This window comes from Granulicella tundricola MP5ACTX9, assembly GCF_000178975.2.
Lineage (GTDB): Bacteria > Acidobacteriota > Terriglobia > Terriglobales > Acidobacteriaceae > Edaphobacter > Edaphobacter tundricola.
Genome location: NC_015064.1, coordinates 2,580,211 through 2,594,010, shown reverse-complemented (window position 1 = coordinate 2,594,010; position 13,800 = coordinate 2,580,211). Strand labels below are relative to the sequence as shown.

The following is a 13,800-nucleotide window of genomic DNA, read 5'->3' as shown; positions in this document are numbered from 1 at the left end:
AAGGCGTAACGAGGATAAAATGATAAGAACGGAATAAAAGCGGATAGAACAGGCAACGGCAAGTGATTTTGTAAGAACAGGCAACAACGTTGGTGCCGGTGGCTTTGTTCTAGGCTCTGGTTTGACTCGTGGCGTAGACGGGGGTTTTGTTTGGGGACTCGGTTGCGGGAATTTCGAGGCGGAAGGTGGTGCCTTGTCCGGGTTCTGAGTCTACTGTGATCTTGCCGCCGTGCTCCTGGAGGATGCCGTAGGAGACGGCCAGGCCTAGGCCGGTGCCCTTGTGCTGGCCGGGCTGCGGATTGGTTTTGGTGGTGAAGAAGGGGTCGAAGATGCGGTGGAGATGTTCGCGCTCGATGCCAGAGCCGGTGTCGCGGATTTCCAGGATGACCTGATCGTGCTCGTTGCGGGTGGCGATGGTGATGAGGCCGGTGGACGTCCCCTGCATGGCGTCCTTGGCGTTGAGCATGAGGTTGAGGATGACCTGCTGGAGCTTGCCTTGATTGCCCTGGATGCGGGCGAGGTCGGGGGCTAGTTCCTGGTCGAGGCGGATGCGGGCGGTTTTGAACTGGTGCTCGAGGAGGATGGCGGAGTCGCGGAGGAGCTGGTTGAGGTCGATGGAGACGAACTCTGCGCCGGAGGTGCGGGAGAAGTTGAGGAGGCCGTTGACGATCTCGGACGCACGGAAGGTCTGCTGGGTGATCTTTTCAAGGACCGGGGCGATGCGGACGTCGTCGCGAAGCTGCTTGGAGAGCATCTGGGTGTAGCTGGAGATGACGGCGAGGGGAGTGTTGACCTCGTGGGCTACTCCCGCTGCCAAGAGACCGATGGAAGAGAGCTTTTCAGACTGGGTGAGCTGGGTTTCAAGCTGGATGCGGTCTGTGATGTCGTCGACCAGAATGATGCGGCCGACTACGTCAAGATTTCGCGTGAGGAGGGGCGCGATGGCGATGTTGGCGGTGCGGGTTTCGCCGGTGGGTAGGGCGAGGCGGAACTTGTAGAGGGTGTGGGTGCCGTGGGCGGTGCCGTCGCCGCGGATGGCGTTAAAGCGGGCGAGGAAGTCTGAAGGGAGGATCTCCGAGAGATGACGGCGGATGGCCTCGGAACGCGGGCGGGCAAAGAGGACCTCCATCTGGGCGTTCCAGGACTCGATCTTGTCTTCAAGGTCTACGGCGAAGATGCCGATGTTGATGGATTCGACGATGTTCTGGTTGAAATCCTTGAGGCGTTCAAACTCGTTGATCTTGGATTCTAGTGACTTATAGAGCTGGGCGTTCTGGATGGCGATGCCGATGTAGCCGGCGAGGGATTCGAGGACTTCCATGTCCTCTGAGGAGAGGAAGTCGCCGTCACCGGTGCGGCCGAGTCCGATGATGGCTACGGTGCGGGTTCCGCCGCCGACGCGATTGGCGACACGGCAGGGAAGGTAGTAGTTGAGGTCGAGGCGGCGGGCGGTCTCGCGCTGGGCCTCCGGGAGGCGGAGGACCTGCTGGGGGTTTTCGAGGAAGAGGTGGGAGTTGGCGTCGAGGGCGTCGAAGTCCAGGAAGCGGATGTCGAGGGCGCGGAGGTCCTGGGCCTGAAGGTTGGTGAGGCCGTGGGAGGCTGCGAGCTCGAAGGTGGGCTTGGGGGCGGGGCGGTTGTCGGCGTCGGGCTCTGAGGCGAGGAAAACGGCTACTCGAGTGACGAGGAGGGTCTGGGGGAGGCGCTCGACGACGGAGTCCACGAGGGCGCGGAGATCGGTCTGGGAGTTGAGGGAGCGGCCGAAGTCGATGAGGGTCTCGCGGTAGTCGAAGCGCTTCTGGTCGAAGACGCGATCGACACGGGCCTGGATGGTGCGCTTGAGGGGATCGAAGATGAGGCCGGTGGCGACGATGGCGGCGAGCAGACCCCAGACGCGTAGGGATGGGAGACGGGTGTGTACCATCTCCGCCGAGACGGCGACTACGCCGAAGTAAAGGCCGACGAGAGCGGCGGTGGCGAGGGTATAGGTGACGCCGCGCTTGAAGATGAGATCGACGTCCATGAGGCGGTAACGGACGATGGCCCAGGAGAAGGTCAGGGGAAGGATGATGAGGGCGAGGCGGACGAAGTTGGCTACGGGGGCGGGGACGGCGTAGTCGAGCAGGAAGGGCAGGACGTAAAGCAGCGTGAAGGGGATGACCGCGACGAGGGTTCCGCGGGTGAGCCACTTGAGCTGCTGGCGTTCCAGCGGGTTTTCAGAGCTGCGGGCGCGGATGAAGAAGAGCGCGGCGGCTACGACGTAATAGAGCGCCATGTAGGCGAGGGCGATCTTGTCCAGACGGTGCTTGAGGACCTCGGTTGCGGACCAGTGGACGATGGAGACGATCTGGAGGCCGAGGAGGTAGAGGCCGGGAAGATAGAGGAAGGTGCTGAGGATGCCGCGGCGGGTGCGATGGGCCGGGTCAGGCGCGGTGTCCGAGAAGGTAAAGGCGAAGTGGAGGAAGAGCGCAGGCTGGAGGAAGGTGGCGACGACGTTAGACCAGTAGATGATCCAGTCGAAGGTGTCCAGCTCTGTTGTGAACTTGAAGGCGTAGAGGACGAAGCTGACGAGGCAGAAGACGTAGAAGTGGGTGGATTTGGGGGCGGTCCAGCGGCGGAAGAGGACGTAAAGGCCGATGAGGAGGTAGACGACGCCGATGATGCGGAGACCATAGTTGATGGAGCGGTCTGTGGGTTCGAGGATGACCTGGATGTCGAACTTGGTGGAGGAAGGCTGGAGCTGACAGCGTTTGGCTGGGCGGGCGATGAGGTAGGTGGCGCGGCCGTAGGTGCCGTCGCGGAAGAGCTGGTGGATGAAGGGGGCGAGGGCGAGGGTGGGGCGCTCGTCCACCGTGATGAGGACATCTCCGGCGCGGACGCCGGCTCGCTGGCCGGGGGAGTCTACGGGGACCTGCTGGGCGCAGAGGCCGCCGTTGGTTTCGAGCCACCAGATGCCGTCGGTGGGGACGTTGTAGTTGGATTCCGCAGAGAAGTTGACGCCGGCAAGGACGCACGCTCCCAAGGTCACGACGGCCAGGATGATGGCGAGAATCCGTGTTTGAGCGGCGTTCTTCATTGCGTTGCTGGAGTGGGCGTATGCACGTTCGGGTCCAAACCTGGTGCGGTGTTTCTATAGGAACGAAGGCTGCATTGCAGGCCGAATCAGGTTTGTATACAGATAATCATAGATGGTTGTTCCATATTGAGTGCATCGGAATGCACGGAAAGCCGTGCAAAAGCCATGCCCTATTCGGGGAGTTGGTAGACCAAACGTGGGAGCGCCGATGCGTTTTGATCATTTCAAGACGTTCACAGTCCTGTAACATTGGGGAATGCAGACGCAGGACAAGTCGGTTGTTGTGGGTGGGGTGCGTGTGCATTACCAGCAGTGTGGGAGTGGACCTGCGCTGATCATGGTGCATGGGCTGGTGGGCTCGGCACGGAACTGGGATCAGAATATTGAGTTTTTGTCGCGGGATGCGACGGTGTATGCGCTGGACCTGGCGAATATGGGTGAGTCGGAGCGGGTTCGCGGTCTGGATGCTGGGATGGCTGCGACGGCGGATCGAGTTGCGGCGTTTATGGACGCGCTGGGGATTGTGGATGCGGATGTGGCTGGGCACTCGCATGGTGGGGCGGTGGTGATGATGCTGGCTGCTCGGCACTCCGAGCGGGTGAGGAAGCTGGTGCTGTTTGCGCCGGCGAATCCGTTCTGCGAGCTTTGCCGGGGGCTGGTCAAGTTCTACAACACACGGGTGGGGCAGACGTTTGCGCGGATTATTCCAAGGCTGCCGCGGCTGGCGCATGACGTGGCTCATCGGCGGATGTATGTGGATAAGCGGCGAGTGACGCCGGAGGCGCTGGCGAGCTATACGGATGGGCTGAATCGCGAGTCCGTTGAACATATGCTGGGGATTCTGCGGCAGTGGTGGAGCGATATGGGGGTGCTTCGGAGCAGGCTGGCGGAGGTGGCAAAGGTGCCAACGCTGCTGATCTGGGGCGACCAGGATTTTGCTGTGGGGGTGAGGTCCGGGGAGCGGCTGGCAGAGGCGCTTGGTGCCCGGCTGATGGTGATTCCGAACGTGGGGCATCTGCCATTTGCGGAGCGGCCGGAGGTTTGTAATGCGGCTATGCGGGAGTGGTTGAGGGGCTAAAGTACAGGGCCTAGAGCCCAGGGCCTATGGACTAGCGAGCGCGGTGGTTGAGCGAGATGCAGATTCTTCCGCTTCGCTGCGGGATGACAAACCAAAAAACTATGAGTGCGATTGAAGTTGGAAGGTGCCCTCCAGCCATGTGCGGAGGGCTTGCTGCATCTGGTCCAGTTTGGGTTTGGGGTCTGTGGGGATGCCCTGGAAGAAGTGCTCGGCGCCGGGGATGATGACGGTCTGGCAGGGGAGTGGTGCGGTCTTCATGAGTTCGGCGAGGATGTCCGGGGGGCAGAACTGATCGTGGTCTCCGCTGATGAAGAGCTTGGGGGCGATGCAGTGTGGGAGGAAGTCGTAGCGGTAGTCGCGTTCGGCGGCTCGGATGGGGAGGCCGAGGCCTACGAGGCCTTGGACGCGGGGGTCGCCGCAGCAGGCTCGGAGGCCTACGTTTGAGCCGAAGGAGAAGCCGGCGAAGAGGATGGGCTTGCTGGTGAGGCGGTGGAGGTAATCGACGGCGGCGCGGACGTCTTCGACCTCGCCCCGGCCTTCGTCGTGTGCGCCCTCCGAGAGGCCGGTGCCGCGGAAGTTGAAGCGCAGGACGGGCAGGGCAAAGTGGGTGAAGGCCTTCATGGCGTGATAGACGACCTTGTTGTGCATGGTGCCGCCGGAGGGTGGGTGGGGGTGGCCGATGACGGCGGCGTAGGGGGCGTCGGGTGAGCCGGTGTTGAGGATAGCTTCCAGGCGGCCGACGGGGCCGCGGAGGTCTTCTAGGGTGCGGACCTGGGAGGGGAAAGGCATAAAGGCAGTGTAAGGCAGTATGGGGCAGTGAAATGCAGTGAGGGGCAGTTATGCTTGGGGTATGGCTATTGATGCGGTGGAGTTGACGAGGCAGTTGGTGGGGATTGAATCGACTACTTATCATGAGTATCCGGCGGGCGTGTTTCTGCATGAGCTGCTGGAAGGGATGGGGTGGGCGGTGGAGCGGCAGGAGGTGCCGAAGCCAGCTGTGGGGACTCCGGGGGCTGAGTGTGGGGGGGAGCGGTTCAATGTTTATGCGGGGATGACAGGGGAGATCGCTGACGTGGTGCTTTCTACGCATATGGATACGGTGCCTCCTTATGTTCCGCTGCGGGAGGATGAGGAGTATCTGTATGGGCGGGGGACTTGTGATGCGAAGGGGATCATTGCGGCGCAGGTGGCTGCGGCGGAGCGGCTGAGAGAGCTTGGGGTGAAGGTTGGGATGCTGTTTGTTGTTGGGGAGGAACGTGACTCGGCTGGTGCGGCGGTGGCGAATGGGTTGGCGAAGGGATCACGATTTCTGATCAATGGGGAGCCTACGGATAGCCGGCTGGCGTTGGCTAGTAAAGGCGCGTTGCGGGTGGAACTTTATGCGAAGGGGAAGATGGCGCATTCGGCTTATCCGGAACTGGGGGAGTCGGCGATCGATAAGTTGATTGAGGCGCTGCACGATATTCAGGCGCTGCCGCTGCCGTATGTGGAGGGGATTGGGGAATCGACCGCGAACGTGGGGTTGATCTCCGGGGGGCGGGCTCCGAATGTGATTGCCGACGCGGCTGAGGCGCATATGCTGATTCGGCTTGTGGGGCCGGCGGAGGAGACGAAGGCGGCGATCGTGAAGGCGGTGGATGGGCGGTGTGTGGTGGATTTTTCGCTGGAGCTGCCGTTTGTGCGGATGAGGAAGGTGGGGAATCTGCCGACGATGGTGGCGAAGTTTACGACGGATATTCCTTCGCTGACGAACTGGGGGGAGCCGTTTTTGCTGGGGCCGGGGTCGATCCATGTGGCGCATACGCCAGATGAGAAGATCTCGAAGAAGGAGCTGGTGGATGCGGTGGGGCTTTATGTAGAGTTGGCGCTGGAGTTGGTGAGGAGCTGATGGTGAAGCGACTGGGGTGGCTGTTTCTCTTTGTCATGACGCTGGCGGTGATCGCCGCGATGGTCACATTTGAGGCGATGCCTACCCACAATACGGACGCGACGCACTTCGACACGATCATTGTGCTGGGATGGCCGACCGCGCCGGACGGGAAGGCTTCCAAGATTCAGACGGCGAGGGTGATGGAGGCGGTGCGGGAGCTGATGGCGGGGCGGGCGGGCCACATCATCGTATCGGGGGGTGCGGCGCACAGCCAGTTTGTGGAGGCCGAGGCGATGGCGAAGGTGGCGATCGAGGCCGGGGTTCCGCAGGAGGATGTGATCGTTGAGGGTAGGGCGATGAATACGATCCAGAACATCTATTAAAGCAATCTGATTATGGAACAGCATGGCTGGACGAGCGCGGAGGTGGTGAGCTCGGCAAGCCATCTGCCGCGGACGGGGCTGATCCTGGAGCGATACAAGTTTGGCTGGCGGACGCATGCCGCGCCGAACCCCGTGGAATTGAGCGTGGGGCGGAACTACTTTTATTACGCACGCGAGATGGCGGCGACTGCGGTGTTGCGCTGGTTCGGTTTTGCGCCTACACCATTTCTGCCTCGATAAATTCAGATTGCGGGCGGTACGGGCGAGGGTACAATTCGAGCAATTCTGCTGGGATTGGGAGTCTTCTTCGCTATGAATGTGTGCCTTGGTCTGCTGGGTCGTAAGGCTTTGGGAATGTTTGTGTTGGCGCTGCTCGTGGGGGGGCGAATGGTTTGGGCGCAGGATGCGCCTTCGGCGTCGCAGGCTCCTCAGAGCCATATGGAGGCTCCGCCGGTGCAGCAGACAGGTGCTCCGATCGTCCGGATCGAGCCGGAGTCCAGCTATGACAAGACAATCTTCTTGAAGACGTTTCCGGTGGCGGATCTGGCGTTTTTGAAACAGTATGACGGGGCTCCGGCGAAGGACCTGATACATGACAAGCAGTTCAAGAAGGTGCTCAAGGATGTGCTGCCAGGGTGCATGTTTCATTACGGCAAGGACATGCCGCTGGATGAGGCGGTGGATATGGTGATGAAGGATTCGCGGGTACCGGTGCGGATTCGGGATGGACGGTACGTGGTGGTGTCGGGGTTGGGTGGGCCTTATTTGAGTGGGCGTGGGTTTGTGTGGATCGACATGCAGGACGGGGTGGCGCTGGGTGGGTTCTACTTTCATCCAACGAACGGGGAGCCTACGCCTACGCTGGCGATTTATTCGAAACAGATCAAGGAGGACCAGGTGGCGATGAGCGAGCTGCCGCCGGTGTTTGGACAGGATATGGCTGAGTGGCAGAATGAATCTCGCGTGCCTACGGTGACGACGCAGTACTTTTTAACGGGCAAGAATAAGAGGGTGCTGCTGGAGCATGATGAAGACTACTGCTCGCCCGCAGATGGTATGGTGGCTCCGGCGGGGGACTGCGAGGAGTTGAATGCGGACGCTGCTGATGCGGATGAACAGGCGGCTTACTACTTAGATCAAGTTCACTATGCGACGAACGCTACGGCGTGGATGATCGGGGCGGATCAGGTGGCCTGGATTGGGGTTCGGGAACGGACTTGTGGGGGTGTGGTGGATCCGCTGGGGTGCAGGATTCGGGTGACTCGGGAGCATACGCATGTGATTATCGGGCGAGGGCCGGTGGGGCATGGGGGGCGGCGGTAGGGCACCTGCGTCCCTCGGCACAGCGGTTATGAGACCTCTGGTGCAGCTGCGAACAGCCCGCGGAAGCTGAAGCGGTAAGCCCAGATCAGGAAAACCTCCAACACGGTGCATACCAGTCCCGTGATGATGCCGGGCACTTGGAACAGGATGTGGAACAGCAGGATGTTGACCAGGATCGGTCCCAAGAGTACGAGGCCGATGGGGACGAAGCGGCCTACCAACAGCAGCAATCCTCCGATGAGCATAATCAACGCCACAAACGTGGTGTAGTTGTGCGCCACCATCAGGGTCATGAAGGCTGTGGCATCGACCGGCATTCCGCCCATCTTGCCGAGCTTCAGGAGGCTGACGATGCCCGAGGCGAAGAACACGAGACCGAGCAATATGCGGGCGATAAGAATCGCAATCTTCATAGCGCAGCTCCCAAAGCGTGGATTGAGGTGCGATGAGAATACCAGTGGACTCATTCCTCGTACAGCACCTTTCTCGTCGCTTATCGTGCTTGCTTCCGGCGACGGGACGTGCTCATTTCGGACGTGATTTGCACATCTGGCAGGGTCGGCCAGCGCAGCCTAAACTAGGGGTATGGGCGCTGAGTTTACGCATCTGCATTTGCATACGGATTATTCGCTGTTGGATGGGGCTTGCGACGTCGACAAGCTGGTGGCGCATGTCGACAAGATAGGGCAGAAGTCGGTTGCGATGACCGATCATGGGAACATCTTTGGGGCGGTACACTTCTTCAACTCTGCGAAGAAGAAGGGGATCAAGCCGATCCTGGGGTGTGAGCTTTATATCTGCCAGGCCGAGGACCACAGGGCCAAGGGCGATGGGGATAAGTACAACCACCTGCTGGTGCTGGCGGAGAATCAGGAGGGGTATCGGAACCTGGTCCGGCTGACGAGCGAGGCGGCGCTGCATGGGTTCTATCGCAAGCCGCGGGTGAGCAAGAACTTTCTGGCGAAGCATACAGAAGGGCTGATCGGGTTCTCCGGGTGCCTGGCGGGTGAGGTTTCGCAGCACCTGATGGCTGGGGACTACGACAAGGCCAAGACGACGGCGGGTGGGTTCGAGGAGATGTTTGGGCGAGGGAACTTCTTTCTCGAAGTGCAGGACCATAAGCTGGCGCCGGATAAGGCGGTGATCGAGGCGATGTTCCGGATGGAGAAGGATCTGGACATTCCGTTGATTGCGACGAATGACTCGCACTACATCGAAGACCAGGACGCGCGGGCGCATGAGGTGCTGCTGTGCGTCCAGACTGCGGGATCGATGAACGATCCGAAGCGGTTCAAGTTCGATACGGAAGAGTTCTACATCAAGACGGCGGAGGAGATGGCTCGGTTCTTTCCGGATCATCCTGAGGTCTTGAGCCGGACGATGCAGTTTCCGGAGCGCTGCAACCTGGAGTTGAACAAGGTCGACAATCCGTTTCCGGACTTTCCGGTGCCGGCGGGGGAGACGCTCGAGAGCTACTTTGAGCAGGTTTGCCGTGAGGGGCTGAAGAAGCGGTTTGAGACGAACGTGGCGCACCTGGAGCGGACGGGTAAGCTGCGGAAGAACAAGACCGATTATGAAGCGCGTTTGAACCGGGAGATCGATTGCATCAAGGCGATGAAGTTCCCGGGCTACTTCATGATCGTGTGGGACTTTATCCGGTATGCGCGGGAGCAGGGGATTCCGGTGGGGCCGGGGCGTGGATCGGCTGCGGGATCGCTTGTTGCATATTGCATGGAGATCACGGACGTCGATCCTTTGCAGAACGAACTGCTGTTTGAGCGGTTTCTGAATCCGGAACGTATCTCGATGCCGGATATCGATATCGACTTCTGCATGAATCGCCGGGGTGAGGTGATTGAGTATGTGCAGCGGAAGTACGGCAAGGACCAGGTGGCGCAGATCATCACGTTCAATACGATGGCGGCGAAGGCTGCGATCAAGGACGTTGGACGCGCGCTGGATATGCCGTATGGCGAAGTGGACCGGATTGCGAAGATGATCCAGGGGCGCATTGGGGTGACCATCTCCGAGGTGCTGAAGGACAATGGGCCGCTGACGAAGGCGTATGAGTCTGAGCCGCAGATTCGGGAGTTGATCGATACGGCGCTGCGGCTTGAGGGGTTGGTGCGTGGTGCGGGTGTTCACGCTGCGGGTGTGGTGATTGCGCCTTCGCCTCTGACGGAGCTGGTGCCTGTTACTCGAGCCAAGTCTGAGGAGATTGTGACCTCGTACGACATGGGCGCGATTGAGAAGATGGGCCTGCTGAAGATGGACTTCCTGGGGCTCACGACTCTTACCGTCATCGACGATGCATTGAAGCTGATCAAGCTGACTCGTGGCGAGGATGTCGATCTGGCGACGATCTCGCTGGACGATGCGAAGACGTATGAGCAGGTGTTTCATCGTGCGCTGACGAGTGGGGTGTTCCAGTTTGAATCGGGTGGGATGCGGGATGTGCTGCGGCGATATAAACCGAACACGGTTGAGGATCTGACGGCTTTGAATGCGCTGTATCGGCCGGGTCCGATCCAGGGCGGGATGGTGGATGAGTTCATCGAACGCAAGTGGGGACGGCGGGCGGTGGAGTATGAGCTGCCGGAGCTAGAGCCGATCCTGCGTGAGACGTTGGGCGTGATGCTGTACCAGGAACAGGTCATGCAGATCTCCAACAAGCTGGCGGGGTTCAGCCTGAGTCAGGCCGACATGCTGCGGCGTGCGATGGGTAAAAAAGACGTGGCTGAGATGACCAAGCAGAAGGTCAAGTTCATGGAGGGTGCGGCGGAGAACAAGCATCCGAAGGCCGTGGCCGGAAACATCTTCGACCTGATGGCGAAGTTTGCGGAGTATGGGTTCAATAAGTCGCACTCTGCTGCTTATGCCTTGCTGGCATATCACACGGCTTATCTGAAGACGCACTATACGGTGGAGTTCATGGCGGCGTTGCTGACGTCTGAAACGTCGAAGCCGGAGAATGTCGTCAAGTACATTTCTGAGTGCAAGGAGATCAACATCGCGGTGGTTCCGCCGGATGTGCAGATCTCGCAGCCGAGCTTTACGCCGCAGGATGGGGCGATCCGGTTTGGGCTGGCGGCGATCAAGAACGTTGGGCATAATGCGATTCAGTCGATCATCGATGCGCGTGGGGCGTTGCAGGCTGAAGGTAAGGACGGGTTTGCGAGCCTTTGGGAGTTCTGCGAGAAGGTGGATCTGCGGCTGCTGAATAAGCGGGTGCTGGAATCGCTGATCAAGGCTGGGGCTATGGACTGCTTCGGCAAGAGAGCTGCTGTGATGGCGGCGCTGGACAATGCGATGGACCGGGCGCAGAAGGCGCAGAAGGATAAAGCTGCGGGGCAGCATGGGCTGTTCTTTGGTGGGATCTTCGATAGCGATGTGCCGGCTGCGGGAGCTGCGGTTGAAGCGCTGCCGAATGCACCGGAGTGGGATGAGCATACTCGGCTGCAGAACGAGAAGGATGTGCTTGGGTTCTTTGTAAGCGGACATCCGATGGATAAGTATCGGGAGAAGCTGCGGAACATGAAGGTGGTGGATACGGCGACGGCGTGCGAGATGAAGCCGGAGCCGCAGCAGTTCAGACGTGGCGGTCCGGAGCCGAATGAGATCTCGATTGCGGGCGTGATTACCGGGCTGAAGGTGGCGAAGAGCAAACGCAGCGGCGAGATGTATGCACAGGCGGTGCTCGAAGATACGACGGGGAAGATTGAGCTGATCTGCTTTCCGCAGAGCTACGAGAAGATGGCGGAGAAGCTGAAGATTACGGTGCCGGTGGTGATTCGCGGGTCGCTGCGCGGGGAGGAGGATTCGGCTCCGAAGCTTGCGATCTCAGGGATTGAGGCGCTGGAGGATGTGAAGCTAAGGCTGCCGGAGGCACTGCGGATCAAGGTTCCGCTGCACTCATCCGATGCGGAGTTGCTGAACAAACTGGCTCGGCTGTTTACGGAGTCGCCTGGGAGAGGGAAGCTGCTGCTGGACTTTGAGGAGCCGGGGGAGTTCTGTGCGGTGCTGGAGCCTATGAAGGTGATGGTGGCTGCGGATCGGCTGTTTATTGATCGGGTGGAGGAGCTTGTGGGGCGCGGGGCGGTGAGGGTGATTCAGTAAAGTAGCCTGCGTTCCATGCGGCTTGCCGGGTGCTGATAGACTTCTGCTACCAAGGTTATGAGGGTGTTGCTATGGCTACCTCCGTACTCATTCCGATCTCTGAGTATCTGAAGACGACCTATCGCCCGGACCGGGAGTATTTGGACGGCGAGGTTGTGGAGCGTCACGTGGGTAAGTGGGAACATTCGCGGGTGCAGGCTCTGCTGACGGGTTGGTTCATTCAGCATGAAAGATCATGGAATATCCAAACCGCGACTGAGTGGAGAACCCAGGTGTCCAGTACGCGGGTCAGAATTCCTGATCTCGTTCTGGTGCGGTCCGGTGCGCAGCCTGAGGTGCTTGAAGATGCACCCTTGCTGGTCATCGAGATACTCTCTCCGGACGATAGCTACTCCGACACCCAGCAACGTGCCGAAGATTACCTTCGAATGGGCGTGACCACGATCTGGATCATCGATCCGAGCACGCGAACCGGAAGGGTATGCTCCGGATCGAACTGGATGCAGAGAGAACGGCTGGAGGTGGCGGGGACTGCGATTTATGTTCCCTTGGACCGCGTCTTTGAAGCTCTTGTCTCTGGTGGCGTCGTGGAGGAGACGAAGTAGGTTCGCATTCTTCTGAAATGTTTGCCGGTAATGAGCGTCTGACCTGATATGAGAGTTGCGGGTAAAGAACTGGCTTATGGGTTGTTGCGGGTGGCGCTTGGGCTGAACTTTTTGGGGCATGGTGGGTTTCGGATTCTGAGTGGGGTGGGGGCTTTTGCGGTGGGGATGGCGGAGCATATGACGAAGTCGCCGTTGCCGCATGGAATGGTGGTGGGGTTTGGATATGCGATTCCGTGGATTGAGTTGTTGCTGGGGCTCGGTTTGATTCTTGGGGTGTTTACGCGGACGGTGCTGGTGGGTGGGGCGCTGTTCATGATGGCGTTGACGTTTGGGACGACGTCGAATCAGCAGTGGGATGTGGCGGGGCAGCAGCTTGTTTATAGTGTGGTGTTCTTTGGGCTGCTTTACCTGGTGGAGTTCAATCGGTTTTCCATTGATTGGCTGAGGGCTCCAGACGGGCTGCGCGGTGGGATGGCCCGGTCTTCGTTACAATAGGGTTCGATGGCAGAGATGGAAACAATCAAGCAACAGATGCCGGCAGCCCCTGTACCCGAAGCCTGGGTTCGTACGGAGCTGGCGCGTGATCCGGCGAGACCCTACCCGATGGACTACATCGAAGCACTGTTTACAGACTTCAGCGAGATACATGGGGACCGGGCGTTTGGCGATGATGCCGCAATGACGTGCGGGATGGCGCGGTTTCAGGGGACGCCGGTGCTGGTGATCGGGAACCTGAAGGGCCGGACGCTGAAGGACAGGGTGACGCGGCGGTTTGGCTCGCCTGAGCCGGAGGGTTACCGGAAGGCGCTGAGGGCGATGAAGATCGCCGAGAAGTTTGGGCGGCCGGTGTTTACGTTTCTGGATCTGGCTGGGGCGTTTCCGGGAATTGGCGCCGAAGAGCGCGGACAAGGTGAGGCGATTGCGCGGAACCTGATGGAGATGAATCGGCTGAGGGTGCCGACGCTTGCGACGATTACGGGTGAAGGCGGCTCGGGTGGTGCGCTGGCGCTGGCTGTGGCGGATAGGGTGCTGATGCTCGAGAATGCGATCTACTCGGTGATCTCGCCGGAGGGATGCGCGTCGATCATGTGGAAGGACGCGAGCAAGAAGCAGCAGGCTGCGGCTGCGCTGAAGTACACGGCGAAGGACACGAAGGCGCTGGGGTGTGTCGATGATGTGATTGGCGAGCCGGAGGGTGGGACGCAGGCCGATCCGGGCAAGGCGTTTACGCTGGTAAGCCGGAGTCTGAAGAAGCACTTCAACGAGATCAAGGGTATGCCGATCGATGAGCTGCTCGAGAAGCGGTACCAGAAGTTCCGCAACATGGCGCAGTTCTACACGACAGCCTAAGC

The 13,800-nt window shown here is 60.0% G+C and carries 12 protein-coding genes; 9 read left to right on the top strand and 3 right to left on the bottom strand.

Annotation, left to right across the window (positions count from 1 at the left end; translation table 11 throughout):
- Nucleotides 1-109 precede the first annotated feature (109 nt).
- Nucleotides 110-3,073, bottom strand: a complete 2,964-nt coding sequence (locus ACIX9_RS11020) for an ATP-binding protein (RefSeq protein WP_013580569.1) — start codon at nucleotides 3,071-3,073, stop codon at nucleotides 110-112.
- 256 nt (nucleotides 3,074-3,329) lie between these two features.
- Here ACIX9_RS11020 and ACIX9_RS11015 point away from each other — a divergent pair, with 256 nt between their 5' ends.
- On the top strand, nucleotides 3,330-4,151 hold the full coding sequence (locus tag ACIX9_RS11015; RefSeq protein ID WP_013580568.1) for an alpha/beta fold hydrolase: 822 nt from the start codon (nucleotides 3,330-3,332) through the stop codon (nucleotides 4,149-4,151).
- A 99-nt stretch (nucleotides 4,152-4,250) separates the two neighbouring features.
- On the opposite strand, the gene ACIX9_RS11010 is transcribed toward ACIX9_RS11015, so the two are convergent.
- Nucleotides 4,251-4,940 carry an alpha/beta hydrolase gene (locus ACIX9_RS11010; protein WP_013580567.1) on the bottom strand — a complete coding sequence of 230 codons (690 nt, stop codon included), beginning with the start codon at nucleotides 4,938-4,940 and terminating at the stop codon, nucleotides 4,251-4,253.
- A gap of 61 nt (nucleotides 4,941-5,001) precedes the next feature.
- Between ACIX9_RS11010 and ACIX9_RS11005 the strand changes: the two genes are divergently transcribed.
- The 4 genes from ACIX9_RS11005 (at nucleotide 5,002) to ACIX9_RS10995 (ending at nucleotide 7,727) form a co-directional block, all read left to right on the top strand.
- Nucleotides 5,002-6,039 carry a M20/M25/M40 family metallo-hydrolase gene (locus ACIX9_RS11005; RefSeq protein WP_013580566.1) on the top strand — a complete coding sequence of 346 codons (1,038 nt, stop codon included), beginning with the start codon at nucleotides 5,002-5,004 and terminating at the stop codon, nucleotides 6,037-6,039.
- On the top strand, nucleotides 6,039-6,404 hold the full coding sequence (locus tag ACIX9_RS11000; RefSeq protein ID WP_013580565.1) for a YdcF family protein: 366 nt from the start codon (nucleotides 6,039-6,041) through the stop codon (nucleotides 6,402-6,404). The genes ACIX9_RS11005 and ACIX9_RS11000 overlap by 1 nt, the downstream gene beginning before the upstream one ends.
- Before the next feature lie 12 nt (nucleotides 6,405-6,416).
- Nucleotides 6,417-6,644 carry a YdcF family protein gene (locus tag ACIX9_RS23775; protein WP_013580564.1) on the top strand — a complete coding sequence of 76 codons (228 nt, stop codon included), beginning with the start codon at nucleotides 6,417-6,419 and terminating at the stop codon, nucleotides 6,642-6,644.
- A gap of 72 nt (nucleotides 6,645-6,716) precedes the next feature.
- Nucleotides 6,717-7,727, top strand: coding sequence for a hypothetical protein (locus ACIX9_RS10995; RefSeq protein ID WP_013580563.1), 1,011 nt, complete (start codon nucleotides 6,717-6,719; stop codon nucleotides 7,725-7,727).
- 26 nt (nucleotides 7,728-7,753) lie between these two features.
- Here ACIX9_RS10995 and ACIX9_RS10990 read toward each other — a convergent pair whose 3' ends face one another.
- The gene (locus tag ACIX9_RS10990; RefSeq protein ID WP_013580562.1) at nucleotides 7,754-8,140 is read right to left on the bottom strand and encodes a hypothetical protein; all 387 of its coding nucleotides are present in this window, start codon (nucleotides 8,138-8,140) and stop codon (nucleotides 7,754-7,756) included.
- Between the two features lie 172 nt (nucleotides 8,141-8,312).
- Between ACIX9_RS10990 and dnaE the strand changes: the two genes are divergently transcribed.
- The 4 genes from dnaE (at nucleotide 8,313) to ACIX9_RS10970 (ending at nucleotide 13,798) form a co-directional block, all read left to right on the top strand.
- Nucleotides 8,313-11,843: a DNA polymerase III subunit alpha gene (gene dnaE / locus ACIX9_RS10985; protein WP_013580561.1), complete on the top strand. Its 3,531-nt coding sequence runs from the start codon at nucleotides 8,313-8,315 to the stop codon at nucleotides 11,841-11,843.
- 71 nt (nucleotides 11,844-11,914) lie between these two features.
- Complete coding sequence (locus ACIX9_RS10980) at nucleotides 11,915-12,448, top strand: Uma2 family endonuclease (protein WP_013580560.1); 534 nt, start codon at nucleotides 11,915-11,917, stop codon at nucleotides 12,446-12,448.
- 48 nt (nucleotides 12,449-12,496) lie between these two features.
- Nucleotides 12,497-12,943 carry a DoxX family membrane protein gene (locus ACIX9_RS10975; protein WP_013580559.1) on the top strand — a complete coding sequence of 149 codons (447 nt, stop codon included), beginning with the start codon at nucleotides 12,497-12,499 and terminating at the stop codon, nucleotides 12,941-12,943.
- A gap of 6 nt (nucleotides 12,944-12,949) precedes the next feature.
- A complete protein-coding gene (locus ACIX9_RS10970) occupies nucleotides 12,950-13,798 on the top strand; it encodes an acetyl-CoA carboxylase carboxyltransferase subunit alpha (RefSeq protein WP_013580558.1) in 849 nt (282 codons plus the stop codon).
- Nucleotides 13,799-13,800 lie beyond the last annotated feature (2 nt).

Excerpts from the sequence above, each read along its gene's own strand:
- ACIX9_RS11020 (WP_013580569.1), bottom strand. The coding sequence starts at position 3,073 with ATGAAGAACGCCGCTCAAACACGGATTCTCGCCATCATCCTGGCCGTC.
- ACIX9_RS11015 (WP_013580568.1), top strand. The coding sequence starts at position 3,330 with ATGCAGACGCAGGACAAGTCGGTTGTTGTGGGTGGGGTGCGTGTGCAT.
- ACIX9_RS11010 (WP_013580567.1), bottom strand. The coding sequence starts at position 4,940 with ATGCCTTTCCCCTCCCAGGTCCGCACCCTAGAAGACCTCCGCGGCCCC.
- ACIX9_RS11005 (WP_013580566.1), top strand. The coding sequence starts at position 5,002 with ATGGCTATTGATGCGGTGGAGTTGACGAGGCAGTTGGTGGGGATTGAA.
- ACIX9_RS11000 (WP_013580565.1), top strand. The coding sequence starts at position 6,039 with ATGGTGAAGCGACTGGGGTGGCTGTTTCTCTTTGTCATGACGCTGGCG.
- ACIX9_RS23775 (WP_013580564.1), top strand. The coding sequence starts at position 6,417 with ATGGAACAGCATGGCTGGACGAGCGCGGAGGTGGTGAGCTCGGCAAGC.
- ACIX9_RS10995 (WP_013580563.1), top strand. The coding sequence starts at position 6,717 with ATGAATGTGTGCCTTGGTCTGCTGGGTCGTAAGGCTTTGGGAATGTTT.
- ACIX9_RS10990 (WP_013580562.1), bottom strand. The coding sequence starts at position 8,140 with ATGAAGATTGCGATTCTTATCGCCCGCATATTGCTCGGTCTCGTGTTC.
- dnaE (WP_013580561.1), top strand. The coding sequence starts at position 8,313 with ATGGGCGCTGAGTTTACGCATCTGCATTTGCATACGGATTATTCGCTG.
- ACIX9_RS10980 (WP_013580560.1), top strand. The coding sequence starts at position 11,915 with ATGGCTACCTCCGTACTCATTCCGATCTCTGAGTATCTGAAGACGACC.
- ACIX9_RS10975 (WP_013580559.1), top strand. The coding sequence starts at position 12,497 with ATGAGAGTTGCGGGTAAAGAACTGGCTTATGGGTTGTTGCGGGTGGCG.
- ACIX9_RS10970 (WP_013580558.1), top strand. The coding sequence starts at position 12,950 with ATGGCAGAGATGGAAACAATCAAGCAACAGATGCCGGCAGCCCCTGTA.